Raw genomic sequence first — 15,497 nt, 5'->3', positions numbered from 1 at the left:
GGCGGACTCAGCCGTCGCCGTGCAGCGCCTGCAGTGCCGCCAGCGCGGCCAGGCCGGCGGTTTCCGTGCGCAGGATGCGCGGCCCCAGCCGCAGACCCTCGAAACCGGCGGCGCCGAGTGCTTCGACATCGCGCTCGCCCAGACCGCCTTCCGGCCCCACCACCAGCAGGCCGCCAGCCGCGGTGAAGCGCAATTCGCGCGACGCCCGGCCCGCTTCCGGCAGCAGCGCCAGACGCAGCGCGCCGTCGTCGGCCAGGTCGTGCAGCCAGGCCGCCAGCGGCAGTGCCGGGGCGACCTCCGGCAGGTGCGCGCGGCCGCTCTGCTCGCAGGCACTGGCCACCACCGCGCGCCAGTGCGCCAGCCGCCTTTCCGCGCGGGCGGCGTCCAGCTTCACTTCCGAGCGCTCGGTCAGCAGCGGCACGATGCGCGCCACGCCCAGCTCGGTTGCCTTCTGCACGATCAGGTCCATCTTCTCGCCGCGCGCCACACCCTGGGCCAGGGTCAGCGGCAGTGGCGATTCGTTGCGTACGAGCTGCTTCGATTCGATCCGCACACTCAGCTCGCGCTTGCCCATGGCGAGGATGATCGCGGCGTAGTCGTGGCCGTCGCCGTTGAACACGGTGAGCGGGTCGCCGGGGTTCATGCGCAGCACGCGTGCGACGTGTTCGGCGGCCTGTGCCGGCAGGTTCAGTTCGGCGGCGACGGCGAGCGGCTGGTCGAGGTGGATACGGATCGTGCGCATCGGAACGGGTTGGGCGGGAAGGGCCGCCCAGCATAGCGCGGCGCACCACCGCCACGCCCGCGGATGAACGCACGCGAGACGGCCTGACGCCGCCGCTTGCCCCTGCTGTCGGGTCGTATCAGCATGGACTGCACTCCCCATGCGCGCTCGCCGCATCCTGTCCGCGAGCCGGAGGTGCCATGTCTAGGTTCGTTCTGATTTCCGCCATATTGCTGGCCGGCTGCGGCACAAGCGCCGCATTGCTGGCACAGGATGCCGCCACTGCGACGCGGCCGGCCGGCTCGTCCAGTCAGCCGTCGGCGCCCTCCGCCGCCCGGCCCGACGAGTACAACTGCATCCGTGAAACCGGCAGCCATATCCCGGCCAGGCAAGGGCGCTGCCTGCCGGTGAACGGGCGCAGCTACACCCTGCAGGAGCTGCAGCGCACAGGCGAGCCCGAGCTGGGCCGGGCGCTGCAGAAACTCGACCCGCGCATCACCGTCCGCGGGCACTGAGCAAAACGGGTTCAGTCCGCCACGGCGTGTTCGATGCCGGCGATGGCGGTGTCGACCAGCAGGTCGATGTCGGTCGTACTGACCACGTAGGGCGGCATGAAGTACACCACGTTGCCCAGCGGGCGCAGCAGCGCACCGTGCCGCAGGCCATGCAGGTAGACGCGCAGGCCGCGCCGCTCCGCTGCGGGATATGGCCGCCGGTCGGCCTTGTCGGCGACCAGCTCGACGGCGGCGATCATGCCGGTCTGGCGCACGTCGGCCACATGAGGATGATCGCGCAGCGGTGCCAGCCGCCGCGCCAGGTGCGCGGCCAGTGCGCGGTTGCGCGCCAGCACCGGCTCGTCGCGGAAGATCGCCAGCGTCTCCAGCGCGACCCGGCAGGCCAGCGGGTTGCCGGTGTAGCTGTGCGAGTGCAGGAACGCCTTGCCGGCGTTGTACTCGGCGTAGAACGCCTGGTAGACCCGCTCGCGGGTCAGCACCGCCGACAGTGGCAGCGTACCGCCGGTGAGCCCCTTCGACAGGCACATGAAGTCGGGCGACACCGATGCCTGCTCGCAGGCGAACAGCGTGCCGGTGCGACCGAAGCCCACTGCGATCTCGTCGGCGATGAAGTGCACCGCGAACTCGTCGCACAGCGCGCGCAGGCCGGCGAGGTAGGTCGGGTGGTACATGCGCATGCCGCCGGCGCATTGCACCAGCGGCTCGACGATCACCGCGCAGGTCTCGTGGGCGTGGCGTTCCAGCAGCGCGCGCAACTCGTCGAGGCGGCGTTTGGCCGTCTGCTCGGCGGACTCGCCGGGTTCGCCTTCGTACGCATCCGGCGATGGCGCCAGGAACGGTGTCAGCAGGAGCGGCGCATAGGTCTTGCGGTACAGCGCCACGTCGCTCACCGACAGCGCACCCAGCGTCTCGCCGTGGTAGCTGCCGGTCAGCGCGATGAAGCGGGTCTTCTCGCCATGGCCCTGGTTGAGCCAGTAGTGGAAGCTCATCTTCAGCGCCACCTCGATCGCCGCTGAACCGTTGTCGGCGTAGAACACCTTGTCCAGTCCCGGTGGGGTGATCCGCACCAGCTCCTCCGCCAGTTCGATCGCTGGCGTGTGGGTGAAGCCGGCGAAGATCACGTGCTCCAGCCGCTGTGCCTGGTCGGCAAGGGCGGCGGCGAGGCGCGGGTTGGCGTGGCCGAACAGGTTGGTCCACCACGAGCTGATGCCGTCCAGGTAGCGCCGGCCGTCGGCATCGACCAGCCACGCGTCTTCGCCGCGCACGATCGGCAGCATCGGTATCGTCTCGTGGTCGTGCATCTGCGTGCAGGGATGCCAGACATGTCGCAGGTCGCGTGCGGCGAGCGCGGCGTTGCCGCTTGCGGGATGGTTCATCCGGCTATGATCGGCGCTGGGCGGCGGACACTCAAGTCCACGCGGCGTCACTGCGGAAACCACGCTTGAAGTCACTGCGGACATACCTGATCGGCCTCGGCGTAGTGCTGGCCGCGGCCACGCTGCTGTGGTTCCTGCCGGCGCGCTGGGCGCTGCCGTGGCTGGTGCCGCGGCTGCACGGACTGCAGCTGCAGCAGGTGCAGGGCAGCGTGTGGGATGGCCGGGCTGGCGCGGTGACGACCGCCGACGGAAAGGCCCTGGGGCGACTGCAGTGGCAGTTGTCTCGGCGCGCCCTGCTCGGGCAGCGGCGGCTGCAGCTGCAATTCGAGGGGCCGCAACTGGCGTTTTCAGGCAGGGTCGGGCGCTTGGCTGATGGCCGGGTCGAAGCACGCCAGGCGAACGTGCGCGTGCAGCTGGCCGCACTGGATCGTTACGCGGCGTCGCCACTGGGACAGCCGCGCGGCGAACTGCAGCTGGACATCGACCATGCCCTGCTGCAAGGCGGCTGGCCGCTGCAGCTGGCGGCGCAGGCACGATGGCCGCGGGCGGTCATGCACACGCGCGACGGCGACGTGGCGCTGGGCACGCTGCTGGCGCAGGCGAGCGCGCAGGGCGGCGTGATCCAGGCCCAGCTGCACGACGATGGGCACGGCCCGCTGCACGCCGATGGCAAGCTCCAGCTGAGCCCGCTGGGCTGGCGACTGGACGCGACGCTACGCGCCCGACAGACTGACCCGGCCCTGCGCCGCTGGCTGGCCAGGCTGGGGCCGCCGGCGGCCGACGGCAGCGTGCGCATCGAGCGCGGCGGCGGCCTGGCCGGCAGTGGCAGTGTGCCGGCCCAACCCACGAACTGAAGGACGCGAGACAGCATGAGCCCGGATATCGCCGCAACCGCCCTGGCGGCCGCACGTGAGGCCGCCGCCGCCGCGGCCGAGGTGATCAGGCATTACTGGCGGCGTGGCGTCGAGGTGGAGCTGAAGCCCGATGCCACGCCGGTGACGATCGCCGACCGCGAGGCCGAGCAGGCAATCCGGAAGGTGCTGCAGGCGGCCCTGCCGCAGGCGTCGATCTATGGTGAGGAGTTCGGCCTGGACGGCGAACGCGGTGACCTGCTGTGGCTGGTCGACCCGCTCGACGGCACCAAGAGTTTCGTGCGCCGCACGCCGTTCTTCTCCACCCAGATCGCGCTGCTGGACGGCGATGAACTGGTGCTCGGCGTATCCAGCGCGCCGGTCTACGGCGAGACGATGTGGGCCAGCGTGGGCCACGGCGCGTGGCTCGATGGCGTGCGCGTGGGCGTGGCGGACACGGCACAGATGGCGCAGGCCTCGATCTCCATCGGCAACGTGAAGACGCTCACCGCCGACGCGCGCTGGGAAGCGCTGGGCGCGCTGATCCGCGACAGCAACCGGATTCGCGGCTACGGCGATTTCTGCCACTACCACCTGCTCTCGCGTGGCAGCCTGGACCTGGTGATCGAGTCGGACGTGAACATCCTCGACATCGCCGCGCTGGCGGTGATCGTGCGCGAGGCCGGTGGCGTGTTCACCGACCTGGATGGTGCGCCGCCGACGCTGGACACGCGCAGCGTGCTGGCCGGCACGCCGGCGATCCACGCGCAGGCCCTGCAGCGCCTGCGGCGTTGAGCGGCGCGGGTTAGAATCGCCCGATGCGCAAACTACCGACCGTCCACGCCACGCGCGACGTTACCGACAGCCACTTCCTGCACGTCGAGCAGCTCGATCTGGAATTCTCCAACGGCGTGCGTCGCACCTACGAGCGACTGAAGGGCAGCGGCCTGGGCGCGGTGATCATCGTACCGATGCTGGACGACGACACCGTGTTGCTGGTGCGCGAGTACGCCGGTGGGCTCGGCCGCTACGAGCTGGGCCTGCCGAAGGGTCGGCTGGATCAGGACGAAACCGCCGAGCAGGGCGCCGAGCGCGAGCTGAAGGAGGAGGTTGGCTACGGCGCGCGCAAGCTGAAGATCCTGCACAACCTGTCGTTGTCGCCGTCGTACATGACGCACATGGCGCATGTGGTGCTGGCACAGGACCTCTACCCCGAGAAGCTGGTCGGCGACGAGCCGGAGGAACTCGAGGTGGTGCCGTGGAAGATGGCCGAGCTGCACGCCCTGCTGGGCCGCGACGACGTCACCGAGGGGCGCTCGATCGCCGCGCTGTTCATGGCCCGCGAGTACCTCGCCGGGCGCTTCCGGCGCACATGAGCACGCCGCCAGGAAATATTCCGTCCGGGCTGGCCCGACAGGTTGGCGCGATCGCCCGCGCCGCCGGCACGGCCATCCTCGACGTCTACCACAGCGATTTCGCGGTGCAGACCAAGGCCGACGCCTCGCCCTTGACCGCCGCCGACCTGGCCGCCCAACAGGTCATCATGGCCGGCCTGGCCGCGCTGGAGCCGGCACTGCCGGTGCTATCGGAAGAAGCGAAGGCCCTGCCATGGTCAGAGCGCCGGCACTGGTCGCGTTACTGGCTGGTCGACCCGCTCGACGGTACCCGCGAATTCATCAAGCGCAACGGCGAATTCACCGTCAACATCGCGCTGATCGACGACCACCGCAGTGTGCTCGGCGTGGTGCTGGCGCCAGTCAGCGGCGAGCTGTATGTGGCCGCCCGGGACCATGGCGCCTGGCTGCAGGCGCAGGCCGACGGCCCCTGGCAACGCATCCACACGCGTCCGCTGGGGCAGCCGCCGCTGGTGGCCGGCAGCCGTTCGCACGGCGGTGTGCAGGGCGGCATGCTGCAGCAGCTGGTCGGTAGCGAGTACCAGCTGGTGCCGCTGGGTTCGTCGCTGAAGTTCTGCCTGATCGCGCGCGGCGCGGCGGACCTCTACCTGCGCCTGGGCCTCACCAGCGAGTGGGACACCGCCGCGGCGCAGTGCGTGCTGGAGGAGGCCGGCGGGGCGGTGCTCGACCTGGCCGGCCAGCCGTTCCGCTACAACCGCGGCGAGTCGCTGCTGAACCCCGAGTTCGTCGCCGTCGGCGACCTCTCGATCGACTGGATCGCACGGCTGCAGACGCCATGAGCGACTCGCCCCGGCATAGCCTCGACGATCTGCTCGCCATCATGGCGCGCCTGCGCGATCCCGAGCGCGGTTGCCCATGGGACGTGAAGCAGGATTTCGCCTCGATCGCGGCGTACACCATCGAGGAAGCCTACGAGGTCGCCGACGCGATCGACCGCCGCGACTGGCACGACCTGCGCGACGAGCTGGGTGACCTGCTGCTGCAGGTGGCGTTCCACGCGCAGATGGCGGCGGAGCAGGGCCTGTTCGATTTCGCCGACGTCGCCCACGCGATCAGCGCCAAGATGCTGCGGCGCCACCCGCACGTGTTCGGCGACACGCGCTACGCCGATCTCGACGAGCAGATGCAGGCGTGGGAAGCGATCAAGGCGGCCGAGCGCGCGGACAAGGGCGCGCCGGTCGACACCAGCACGCTGGCCGGCATCTCCAGCGGCCTGCCGGAGTGGAAGCGCGCGCAGAAACTGCAGCAGCGTGCGGCCGCCGTGGGTTTCGCCTGGCCCGGCCCCGCGCCGGTGCTGGCCAAGCTGGCCGAGGAGGTGGACGAGGTGCGCGCCGAGTTCGCCAACGGCGCCGACCCGGCCCGCCTGCAGGACGAGATCGGCGATGTGCTGTTCGTGCTGGTGAACCTGGCGCGCCACGCCGGCGTGGATTTTTCGCAGGCGTTGCGCCACGCCAATGCCAAGTTCGAGCGGCGCTTCCGGCAGATGGAACAGCTGGCGGCGGCCGACGGCACGGCGTTCGCCGAGCGCACACTGGACGAGCAGGAGCAGCTGTGGCGGCGCGCCAAGCAGCAGGAGCGCCAGCCTTAGCACCGACGCGACGGCAGCGGGCCGTCGCGGCGGTCGTTTGCGGAAGTTACTTTGCCGCCGGTGCCGCCTTGTCGGCATGCTGCATCCAGGCGGCGCGCATCTTCTCGTGCTCGGCGCGCATCTTCGCCTCGTTGGCCAGGTTCTCGTCCAGCCCCTTGCGCAGCGTGGCGATGGCCTGGTCGATGTTGGCCGGCTGCGCCTGCAGGTGGGCCAGCTGCTGGTAGGCGTAGTCGCGCACATGCGGATCCTGCGACTTGGCCAGCACGTCGTTGTAGACCGCCGCCATCTCCTTGCTGCGGCCGGCATGCATATACAAACGCTCCAGCTCCTGCAGGTCGCCGATCACGCCGCTGCGCTGGTGGTCGAAGCCGTGCATGCGCATGCTGTGGTCACGGTCGCCGTGATGCGCGCGCATGTCCTTGCCGGCCATCGCGGACGGAGTCGCCGACGGCGGAGGCGGCGTATTCTGGGCCATCACGAATGAAGCCGATCCGGCGATGAGCACGGCCAGCGCGGAAGCAAGCAGGGTTTTGTGGGGCATGGTGTGTCTCCTCGGTAGGTAGGTCAGGAAACGCGACCGGCCCGGGCACGTTGACCGGGCCGTCCATGCTTGCAACCTTTCGGCCGCCAGCTGCATCCCAGTCGGGTCGTCCATCCAAGGAGAAACCCATGCGCCGTCTTCTCACCGCCGCCCTGCTGCTGTCCCCGCTGGCCGCTTTCGCCGCCACCCCGTGCAAGTACGAGGCGGCACGCAACCTGCAGCTTGACCTGGCCGGCGTGCGCAGCGTGCAGGTCGACGTGCACAGCCACGACCTGCACCTGACCGGCAGCGCCGACGCCAAGGGTCTGAGCGTTCGCGGCCGCGCCTGCGCCTCCGAACAGGCGGCGCTGGACAAGCTGCAGATCACCCAGCACCGCGAGGGCGACCAGCTGCTGATCGACATCGGCAACAGTGGCGGCTTCAACTTCAGCCTGTTCGGCGGCAGCTCCTACGCGAGTCTGGAAGCCACCGTGCAGATGCCGGCGAACCTGCCGGTCACCGTTCGCGTGGGTTCCGGCGATGCCGACGTCGGCGGCGTGCAGCAGTTGCAGGCCAGCGTGGGGTCGGGCGACCTGCACGTGCGCCAGGTGGCCGGCAAGTTCGCCACCAGCGTGGGCTCCGGCGACGTCGACGCCAGCGACGTCGGCAGCCTGGAACTGGGTTCGGTGGGCTCGGGCGACTTCAAGGCCGACGGCATCAAGGGCGACGCCCGCATCGGCAGCATCGGCTCGGGCGACGTCACGCTGCGCAACGTCGGCGGCAGCGTGCATGCCGACACGCTGGGCTCCGGCGACCTGAGCGTGAACGACGTCGGCGGCGACCTCAGCCTCGGCGCCAAGGGCAGCGGCGACGTCAATCACTCTGGCGTGAAGGGCAAGGTCAGCGTGCCGCACGACAACGACTGAGGGCTGGGAATAGGGAATAGGGAATAGGGAGTAGGGAATAGGGAGTAGGTAGTAGGTAGTAGGTAGTAGGTAGTAGCCCGCTCGCGGCGATGCGCCTGCTTTTGCGTATCCTGAATCCCCGCTACCCGCACCAGCGCCAGGCGAGGTACACCAGCGGCGCGCATACCAGCAGGAACGGCATCGACACCAGGTGCAGCAGCCGCAAGCCATGCGGCTGCTTCGCCAGGCGCAGCGCGATCAGGTTCGCCAGCGAGCCGGTCGCCACGCCGAAGCCGCCCACGTTCACCGCCACCGCCAGCGCGGTCGCGTCGGGCGTGCGTTCCAGCAGCAGCACGGTCGCAGGCACGTTGCTGATCAGCTGCGAGGCGACGATGCCGCTGGCGTACAGGGTCAGTGGCTGGCCGAAATCGCGCCGGTCCAGCATCCGCTGCACCAGCGGCAGCTCGGCGAAGTGGCCGAGGCCCAGGAAGATCGCGGCGAAGGTGAGCAACAGCAGCCAGTCGATCCGTGCCAGGCTCGATCGCGCTAGCAGCGCAAACAGTGCCAGCAGCAGGGTGGCGCCCAGTGGTGCATGGCCGTATTCCATCAGCAGCACCATGCCCGCCAGCGCGGCCATCGACCACGCGCCGAGCCGTGCGGACACTATCCGGCCGTCGATCCGCTCCGGCGCCAGGGCCACCCGCTCGCACGGCAGCCACAGCAGCGTGAACGTCGCCACCAGCACCAGCATGACCGCGGCGACCGGCAGCATCGCTGCGGCGAAATGCAGGAATGGCAGTTGCGAGTGCTGCCACAGCAGCAGGTTCTGCGGGTTGCCGATTGGGCTCAGGGTGGAGCCCGCGTTCACCGCCAGCGCCTCCAGCACCGCCATGCGCAACACTGGCAGGTTCGAGATGGCGCCGATCGCCAGGGTCAGCGGCACGATCAGGAACAGGCTCACGTCGTTGGTCAGCACCATCGACAGCAGCGCCGTCGCCGCCACCAGCAGCAGGCCCAGGCTGCGCAGCGAATGCGCACGCGCCACCACGGCCGCCGCCGCGTGCTGCACCAGCCCGCTGTCGCGGATACCCTGGATCGCGATCAGCAGGCCCGCCAAGCCTGCCAGCGTCGGCAACTGCAGCCAGCGCCGGTAGTTCGCCAGCGGCTGCGGATCGAGCAGGGCCAGCGCGAGCGCCAACGCCGCGAACAGCCACAGCAGCCATTCTTCCCTGAGGCGCTGTCGCGGGCGGTTCGCTGTCATCGGGACATCCGGAGGAGGGTGCCGCGCACTTTATCAGCCGGATCTCCGGCAGCCGCTCAGAGCTTGTGAAGAAAACCACATCCTGTGGTTTTCTTCGATCGCGAGTCCGGTAGACGCCCCGACTCGCTCACATGAAACAGTCACTTGTGCGACTGTTTCATGTCAGGCCATCGGGCAACCGCTCCCTGCGTTGCCTCAACTCGGGCATCCATGCCCTCGCCATGCCCTTGCATGCCCTCGCCGTGGCCGGTCTGAGAGGTTGAAAAAATCACGACCTCTCAGCCTTCGCGCAACAGCCGCATCGGCGGCGTGCGGCTGACCTTGCGGGTACCGGTCAGGCCCAGCAGCATCACCACCAGCGCGGCGCCGACGGCGCCACCGAGCAGCGACCATAGCGGCGGCACGAAGTGCTCGATGTGGAACACCGCCTGGCCCAGCCACAGCCCGGCGCCAGCGGCGCCCAGTGCGGCGGTGAGGCCGGCGACCAGGCCCAGCAGGGCGAACTCGCAGGCGGCGGCCACGCGCAGCTGTGCGCGCCGTGCGCCCAGCGTGCGCAGCAGTGCGGCTTCGTGGCGGCGCTCGGCCGCGCTGGCGGCGAGTGCGGCGGCCAGCACCAGTGCGCCGGCAAGCAAGCTGAAGCCGAGGATCCAGCGCACCGCATGGCTCACGCGGTCGACGATCTCGCGCACGCGGTCGAGCAGCGAATCGACATCGACCAGGCTGAGGTTGGCGTAGTCGCGCGACAGCTGCGCCAGCTCCGCGGCGTGACCGCGCGGCAGGTGGAAACTGGCCAGCCAGGTGTGCGGCAGGCCGCTGGCGTGGGCTGGGTCGAGCAGCAGGAAGAAGTTGACCCGGAACGAGCTCCAGTCAACCTTGCGGATGCTGCCGACTTTTGCCTCGATGCTGCCTTCGCCGACATCGAAGCGCATCGTGTCGCCGATTTTCAGCGAGAACATGTCGCGCCACATGGTGTCGATCGACACCTCGGCGGCGGCCGGCCGCGCGCCGGGCCAGCGGCCGGCAACCACCTCGTTCGCCTGCGGCAGCGCGTCCGACCAGGACAGCCGCAGCTGGCGGTCGGCCCAGTCCTTCGCGCGTTCGTCGTCGAAGTGCAGCCGGTCGACCGGCTGGCCGTTGATCGCGGTGAGCTTGCCCACTGCCAGCGGCAGCATGTTGAGTTGGTTGCCGCCGACGACCGCCAGCGCCCGCGTGAAGCCGGCGCGCTGGTCGTCCTGCAGGTTCAGCGCGAACCAGTTCGGCGTGTCCGCCGGCAATTCCTGGCGCCACCCCTGCAGCAGCGCCGGCGCCACCGCCGCCAACAACAGCAGCGCACACAGGCCCAGGCTGAGCGCGGTGGCCTGGATCACGCTCAGCGCCGGCCGCCGCGCCAGCGCGGCGAGGCCCAGCCGCAGCGCGGGGTGGGCGCCCGGCGCGATGCGCCTGGCCAGCCACAGCAGCGCACCGGCCAGCAGCGCCGCAATCAGCGCCACGCCGAGCAGGCTCGCGGCGAGGATACCGGCCAGGGTGAGTGAACTGCTCTGGCTCCAGATCAGGCCCAGCGCCACCAGCGCCGGGACCAGGTACAGCGCATCGAAGCGACGGACCCGTCGCTGCATGCTCTGGCGGAACACCGACACCGGTGGCACTTCGGCCAGCCGTGCCAGCGGCGGCAGCGCGAAGCCGACCAGCACCGCGATACCCATCGCGGCGGCGGCGAATGACGGCGCCAGCGGCAACGCCGTCGGCACGTTGCCGAACAGCTGGCTGGCCAGCAGCCACGCCAGTTGTGCCAGGCCCAGCGCGAGCAACATGCCGAACGCGGCGGCCGGCACAGCGAGCGCACCCAGCGTGCCCAGCAACAGGCCGAGCACGCGCCGTCGCGGCGTGCCCAGCGCACGCAGCAGCGCCACTTCGGCGGTCTTGCGTCGCGCGTAGCGCTGCGCGGACAGCGCGATCGCGATGCCGGCCAGCAGGGCCGACAGCAGGGCAGTGAGGCGCAGGAACGCACCGGCGCGGTCGAACGAGGTGCGCATACGTTCCTGGGTCTGTTCCGGGGTGATCAGCTCGGCGCCTTGCGGCAGTGCGGTCGCCTGCGCCCAGTCGCGCCACGCTTGCACCGCGGCCGGCGCACCGGCCAGCAACAGGCGGTGGCGGCCGCGGCTGCCAGTGCCAAGCAGACCAGCCTGTTCGGCGTCGGCCAGGCTCATCAGCGCGCGCGGCGCCAGCGCCAGCAACTCGCCGCCGTCGGGCTGGCGCAGCAGTTCGGCGGCGATGGTCAGCTCACGCCCGCCCAGTTGCAGCGGCTGGCCGACCTGGAGGCCCAGCGCCACCAGCGCGCGATGGTCGAGGTAGACCTCGCCCGCGGCGGGGGGCTGGCCGTTGCGCGTGCCGCCGGCGGCATCACGCAGTTCCAGTTTGCCGCGCAGCGGATAGTGCGCATCGACGGCCTGCACGTCGAGCAGTTGGGTCTGTTCATGGGCAAACGCCACGCTGGGAAAGCTGGCGGCGCGGGCGAGCTGCAGGCCGTCGCGACGCGCGCGCTCGGCGAAGGCCTCCGGCAAGGCTTGCGGCGAGGACACGCCGACGTCGCCGCCGATCAGCTCGGCGGCGCTGGCCAGCATGCCGCGTTCGATCCGCGCCGCCAGCGTGGCGACCACGCCCAGCGCCACCACCGCCAGCACCAGCGAGGCGGCCAGCGTGCGCAGTTCCGGCAGGTGCCACTCGCGGCGCAGGCTGCGCAGGGACAGGCGAAGCAGGTTCATCGCTTTGCTCCTCCCGCTGCGCAGCAGGAGGAGGCTGGGAGGGGGAAGCTCGGGCTGGCGGGCAGATCAAAAGCACCCCACCCTGATCCCCAGCGATCGAAGGAAGTCTCTTTGGGGCAGGCAGGGGAGGGAGCAAAGGCGGTGCGTGGAGCTGAGGTGTTCATGCGGGATCCCCGGACGCGGCCAGCACGCGGCCCTCTTCCAGCTCGATCCGGCGATCGCAACGCGCGGCCAGGGTCGTGTCGTGGGTGACCAGCACCAGGGTGGTGCGGTGGTCGCGGTTCAGCGCGAACAGCAGGTCGCTGATGTGGTGGCCGGTGCGCTGGTCGAGGTTGCCGGTGGGTTCGTCGGCGAACAGCACGCGCGGGCCGTGCACGAACGCGCGGGCGATCGCCACGCGCTGCTGTTCGCCGCCGGACAGCTGGGCCGGATAGTGCCGCCGCCGCGCGCCCAGGCCCACCGCTCCGAGCGCATCGCGTGCTCGCGATCGCGCCGCGCTGCTGCCTTCCAGCTCCAGCGGCAGCATCACGTTCTCCTCGGCGGTGAGCGCGGGGAGCAGGTGGAACGACTGGAACACGAAGCCGACCAGGCGCCGGCGCAGGTCGGCGCGGGCCTCCTCGTCCAGCTGCTGCAGCGCATGGCCGTCCAGCGCGATGTGGCCGCTGTCAGGCGTGTCCAGCCCGGCCAGCAGGCCGAGCAGGGTGGTCTTGCCGGAGCCGGAGGCGCCGACGATGGCGAAGCTCTCGCCCGGCTGCACCTGCAGGCTGACCTGGCTGAGGATCTCCAGTCTCCCCTCGGGGCCGTTGACCGACTTGCTAACATCGCAGGCTTCAAGAAGAGGCCGGGAAGAATCGCTCATGCGTCGACGCCTGTGGTGGCTGGTTTTTCTGTGCGGTATCGGCAGCGCCCAGGCGGCGGCGCCGAAAACCGTGCTGGTGCTGGGTGATTCGTTGTCCGCCGCGCACAACATCCCGGTCGAGTCCGGCTGGGTGCAACTGCTGGATACGCGTCTGGACCAGATGGTGCCGAAGTGGCGCGCGATCAATGCCAGCATCAGCGGCGAGACCTCGCTGAGCGGGCGCAACCGCCTGCCCGCACTGCTGGCGAAGTACCGGCCGACCGTGCTGGTGCTGGAACTGGGCGCCAACGACGGCCTGCGTGGCCTGCCGTTGCCGGCGCTGCGCGACAACCTCGATGTGATGATCCGTGCCGCGCAGCAGGCGAAGGTGCGCGTGCTGCTGGTCGGCATCGAGCTGCCGGTGAACTACGGCCCGCGCTACCGCGACGGGTTGCGCGCGGTCTATGGGGAACTGGCGCGCAGCCGGCAGGTGGCGCTGGTGCCGTTCCTGCTCGAAGGCGTCGCGCTCGACCCCGCGTTGATGCAGGCCGATGGCCTGCATCCGGTGGCTGCCGCCGAGCCGCGGGTGCTGCAGACGGTATGGACGGTGCTGCAGCCGCTGCTGCACTGAAACCGAACCGGATCTGAACCACCGTGCCACGCTTTCACGCAGCCGTCACTTGCGCGCCGGTTATCTCTTCACATATGTGAAGCCACGGGAGGTATGGACGATGACCGTACATGACGAACAGGCGGGCTTGATCCTGCTGGTCGAGGACAACCGCCAGATTGCCGAGATGATCGGCGAATTCCTGGAGCGGCGTGGCTATTCGGTGGATTACGCCGCCGACGGCGTGAGTGGGTTGCACCTGGCGGTGTCCAACAGCTACGACGTGTTGGTGCTGGACCTGATGCTGCCGGGCCTGGACGGGCTGGAGGTCTGCCGCAAGCTGCGCCGGGAAGCCAAGAAGGCCACCCCGGTGCTGATGCTGACCGCCCGCGACACGCTGGAGGACAAGCTGGCCGGGCTCGAGGCCGGCGCCGACGATTACCTGGTGAAGCCGTTCGAGGTGCGTGAGCTGGAGGCGCGGCTGCGCGCGCTGATTCGCCGCGACCGCCGCCAGGTGTCCACCGAGGTGCTCAGCGTCGGCGACATGACTCTGGACACCGCCACGCTGCGGCTGACCCGCGACGGCCAGGAACTGACCGTATCGCCGATCGGCCTGAAGCTGCTGGCGATCCTCATGCGCGAGTCGCCGCGGGTGGTCAGTCGACGCGACATTGAACGAGAGATATGGGGTGATACGCTGCCCGATTCCGATACCCTGCGCTCGCACCTTTACAACCTGCGTCGGGTCATCGACAAACCTTTCGCGCGACCGCTGCTACACACCATCCACTCCGCGGGCTACAGGCTGGCGGATCTCGAATCGGAAGTGGCTTCTTCGCCCCAGACGGCCTGACATCAATCACCGTGCATCAGAGGTAGGCGCACACAGGTAATGGACAGCAGGGCCAACGCAGTTACGTCTCGTGTGGGTGCCTTCCGTCGGCGCGTCGCGTGGGTGTTCACCCTGCAGTTCGTGATCGTGGTGGTGGTCTGCATGCTGGGCATCTACAACGTCGCGCACACTGCGGTGGTGATCATGGTGATCGTGCTCACCACCGCGCTCGCCTGGCTCGCCTTGCGGCGCGAGTGGCGGCCGGTGCGCGCGCTGGCGCGGCTGGTGAATCGCTGGGACGGCGAGCTGCTGGATCCGGCATCACTGCGCCTGGAGCAGTTGTCCACCCATGCCGACGCCGACGTGGCCTCGCTGGCGCGGGGCCTGCACGGCTTCGCCACGCGCCTGGCCAGCTACAACCAGCGCGAGCGCAACTTCACCCGCGACGCCAGCCACGAGCTGCGCAGCCCGCTCACCGTGATCAAGATGTCGGCGGACATGCTGGCCGAGGAGGACGGCCTCAGCGACTTCGGCGTGCGCTCGGTGCTCCGGATCAAGCGCGCCACCCGCGAGATGGAAGTGCTGGTGGATGCGCTGCTGATCCTGGCGCGCGAGACGGACAGCCCTGCCGACGACCAGTATTTCGTCGTCAACGATGCGCTGCGCAAGGAACTGGATTTCGCCCGCGAGTTGCTGGCCGGTCGGCCGATCGAGCTGCTGCTGGAAGAGCCCGCCCGCTTCGCGTTGCAGGGCTCGCCGCGGGCGTTCTCAGTGCTGTGCTGGCAGTTGATCCGCAATGCCTGCCAGCAGACCGAGCAGGGCAGCGTAGTGGTCAGCGTGCTGCCCGGCGCGATCAGCGTGCGCAACCGGATTACCTCGCAGACGCCCGGCAACGGCTACCCGGCACGCGCCCGCGGTGCCGACCGGCACGGTTTCGAACTGGCTATTGCCCAGCGGATCAGCGACCGCTTTGCGTGGTCGCTGGAATTGCAGACGGGTCAGGGCCAGGAAAACATCGCGCGCATCCGTTTCCCGCATCCGCTGCCAGCGTATGCGCCGGAGCAGAGTTTCATGAAGTCGTAGGCCTCAGAGCTTGTGAAGAAAACCACTTCCTGTGGTTTTCTTCAGTCGCGAGTCCGCTACACGCCCGGACTCGCTCACATGAAACAGTCACTTGCGTGACTGTTTCATGCTCGGCCCTCGGGCAGCCGCTCCTGCGCTGCCTCAACTCGGGCATCGGGCAACTGCTCCTGCGTTGCCTCAACTCGGGCATCCATGCCCTCGCCATGCCCTCGCCATGCCC

16 protein-coding genes are annotated in these 15,497 nt (G+C 69.7%); 10 read left to right on the top strand and 6 right to left on the bottom strand.

Going from position 1 to position 15,497, the window contains the following annotated elements; genetic code table 11:
• Positions 1-7: 7 nt before the first annotated feature.
• Positions 8-742: a 16S rRNA (uracil(1498)-N(3))-methyltransferase gene (locus tag UUA_RS08025; RefSeq protein ID WP_008435773.1), complete on the bottom strand. Its 735-nt coding sequence runs from the start codon at positions 740-742 to the stop codon at positions 8-10.
• Between the two features lie 179 nt (positions 743-921).
• On the opposite strand from UUA_RS08025, the gene UUA_RS08020 reads away from it, so the two are divergent.
• Entirely contained in the window at positions 922-1,236 is a 315-nt protein-coding gene (locus UUA_RS08020; RefSeq protein WP_039953714.1) for a hypothetical protein, read from the top strand.
• An 11-nt stretch (positions 1,237-1,247) separates the two neighbouring features.
• Here the strand turns inward: UUA_RS08020 and UUA_RS08015 are convergent, their stop codons facing one another.
• On the bottom strand, positions 1,248-2,612 hold the full coding sequence (locus UUA_RS08015) for an adenosylmethionine--8-amino-7-oxononanoate transaminase (RefSeq protein ID WP_008435769.1): 1,365 nt from the start codon (positions 2,610-2,612) through the stop codon (positions 1,248-1,250).
• Positions 2,613-2,677: 65 nt separating this feature from the next.
• On the opposite strand from UUA_RS08015, the gene UUA_RS08010 reads away from it, so the two are divergent.
• The 5 genes from UUA_RS08010 to mazG are packed head-to-tail and all read left to right on the top strand — an operon-like array spanning position 2,678 to position 6,466.
• Positions 2,678-3,466, top strand: a complete 789-nt coding sequence (locus UUA_RS08010) for a type II secretion system protein N (RefSeq protein WP_008435768.1) — start codon at positions 2,678-2,680, stop codon at positions 3,464-3,466.
• 15 nt (positions 3,467-3,481) lie between these two features.
• Complete coding sequence (locus UUA_RS08005; protein WP_008435767.1) at positions 3,482-4,258, top strand: inositol monophosphatase family protein; 777 nt, start codon at positions 3,482-3,484, stop codon at positions 4,256-4,258.
• 23 nt (positions 4,259-4,281) lie between these two features.
• Positions 4,282-4,839, top strand: coding sequence for an ADP compounds hydrolase NudE (nudE, locus tag UUA_RS08000; protein WP_008435766.1), 558 nt, complete (start codon positions 4,282-4,284; stop codon positions 4,837-4,839).
• Positions 4,836-5,657: a 3'(2'),5'-bisphosphate nucleotidase CysQ gene (gene cysQ / locus UUA_RS07995; RefSeq protein WP_008435765.1), complete on the top strand. Its 822-nt coding sequence runs from the start codon at positions 4,836-4,838 to the stop codon at positions 5,655-5,657. The genes nudE and cysQ overlap by 4 nt, the downstream gene beginning before the upstream one ends.
• The gene (gene mazG, locus UUA_RS07990) at positions 5,654-6,466 is read left to right on the top strand and encodes a nucleoside triphosphate pyrophosphohydrolase (protein ID WP_008435764.1); all 813 of its coding nucleotides are present in this window, start codon (positions 5,654-5,656) and stop codon (positions 6,464-6,466) included. Before cysQ ends, mazG begins: the two co-directional genes overlap by 4 nt.
• Before the next feature lie 46 nt (positions 6,467-6,512).
• On the opposite strand, the gene UUA_RS07985 is transcribed toward mazG, so the two are convergent.
• A complete protein-coding gene (locus UUA_RS07985; RefSeq protein WP_008435763.1) occupies positions 6,513-7,007 on the bottom strand; it encodes a hypothetical protein in 495 nt (164 codons plus the stop codon).
• A gap of 128 nt (positions 7,008-7,135) precedes the next feature.
• On the opposite strand from UUA_RS07985, the gene UUA_RS07980 reads away from it, so the two are divergent.
• Entirely contained in the window at positions 7,136-7,912 is a 777-nt protein-coding gene (locus UUA_RS07980) for a DUF4097 family beta strand repeat-containing protein (protein ID WP_008435762.1), read from the top strand.
• Positions 7,913-8,033: 121 nt separating this feature from the next.
• Here UUA_RS07980 and UUA_RS07975 read toward each other — a convergent pair whose 3' ends face one another.
• From UUA_RS07975 to UUA_RS07965, 3 genes are all read right to left on the bottom strand, one after another.
• Entirely contained in the window at positions 8,034-9,152 is a 1,119-nt protein-coding gene (locus UUA_RS07975; protein WP_008435761.1) for an SLC13 family permease, read from the bottom strand.
• 278 nt (positions 9,153-9,430) lie between these two features.
• Positions 9,431-11,914 (bottom strand): ABC transporter permease, encoded by a 2,484-nt coding sequence (locus UUA_RS07970; protein WP_008435760.1) that lies wholly within the window; start codon positions 11,912-11,914, stop codon positions 9,431-9,433.
• A gap of 160 nt (positions 11,915-12,074) precedes the next feature.
• Positions 12,075-12,773 (bottom strand): ABC transporter ATP-binding protein, encoded by a 699-nt coding sequence (locus tag UUA_RS07965; protein WP_039953712.1) that lies wholly within the window; start codon positions 12,771-12,773, stop codon positions 12,075-12,077.
• Here UUA_RS07965 and UUA_RS07960 point away from each other — a divergent pair.
• From UUA_RS07960 to UUA_RS07950, 3 genes are all read left to right on the top strand, one after another.
• The gene (locus UUA_RS07960) at positions 12,772-13,383 is read left to right on the top strand and encodes an arylesterase (RefSeq protein ID WP_008435758.1); all 612 of its coding nucleotides are present in this window, start codon (positions 12,772-12,774) and stop codon (positions 13,381-13,383) included. The two genes, UUA_RS07965 and UUA_RS07960, sit on opposite strands and share 2 nt — an antisense overlap.
• Before the next feature lie 100 nt (positions 13,384-13,483).
• Positions 13,484-14,215, top strand: a complete 732-nt coding sequence (locus UUA_RS07955; protein WP_008435757.1) for a response regulator transcription factor — start codon at positions 13,484-13,486, stop codon at positions 14,213-14,215.
• Between the two features lie 39 nt (positions 14,216-14,254).
• Positions 14,255-15,277, top strand: coding sequence for a sensor histidine kinase (locus tag UUA_RS07950; protein ID WP_039953710.1), 1,023 nt, complete (start codon positions 14,255-14,257; stop codon positions 15,275-15,277).
• Positions 15,278-15,497: the final 220 nt, after the last annotated feature.

The sequence above is a fragment of the Rhodanobacter thiooxydans LCS2 genome, from assembly GCF_000264375.1.
Taxonomy (GTDB): Bacteria; Pseudomonadota; Gammaproteobacteria; order Xanthomonadales; family Rhodanobacteraceae; genus Rhodanobacter; species Rhodanobacter thiooxydans.
The sequence above is the reverse complement of the archived record's forward strand: the minus strand, read 5'-3'. Positions and strand labels throughout refer to the sequence as shown.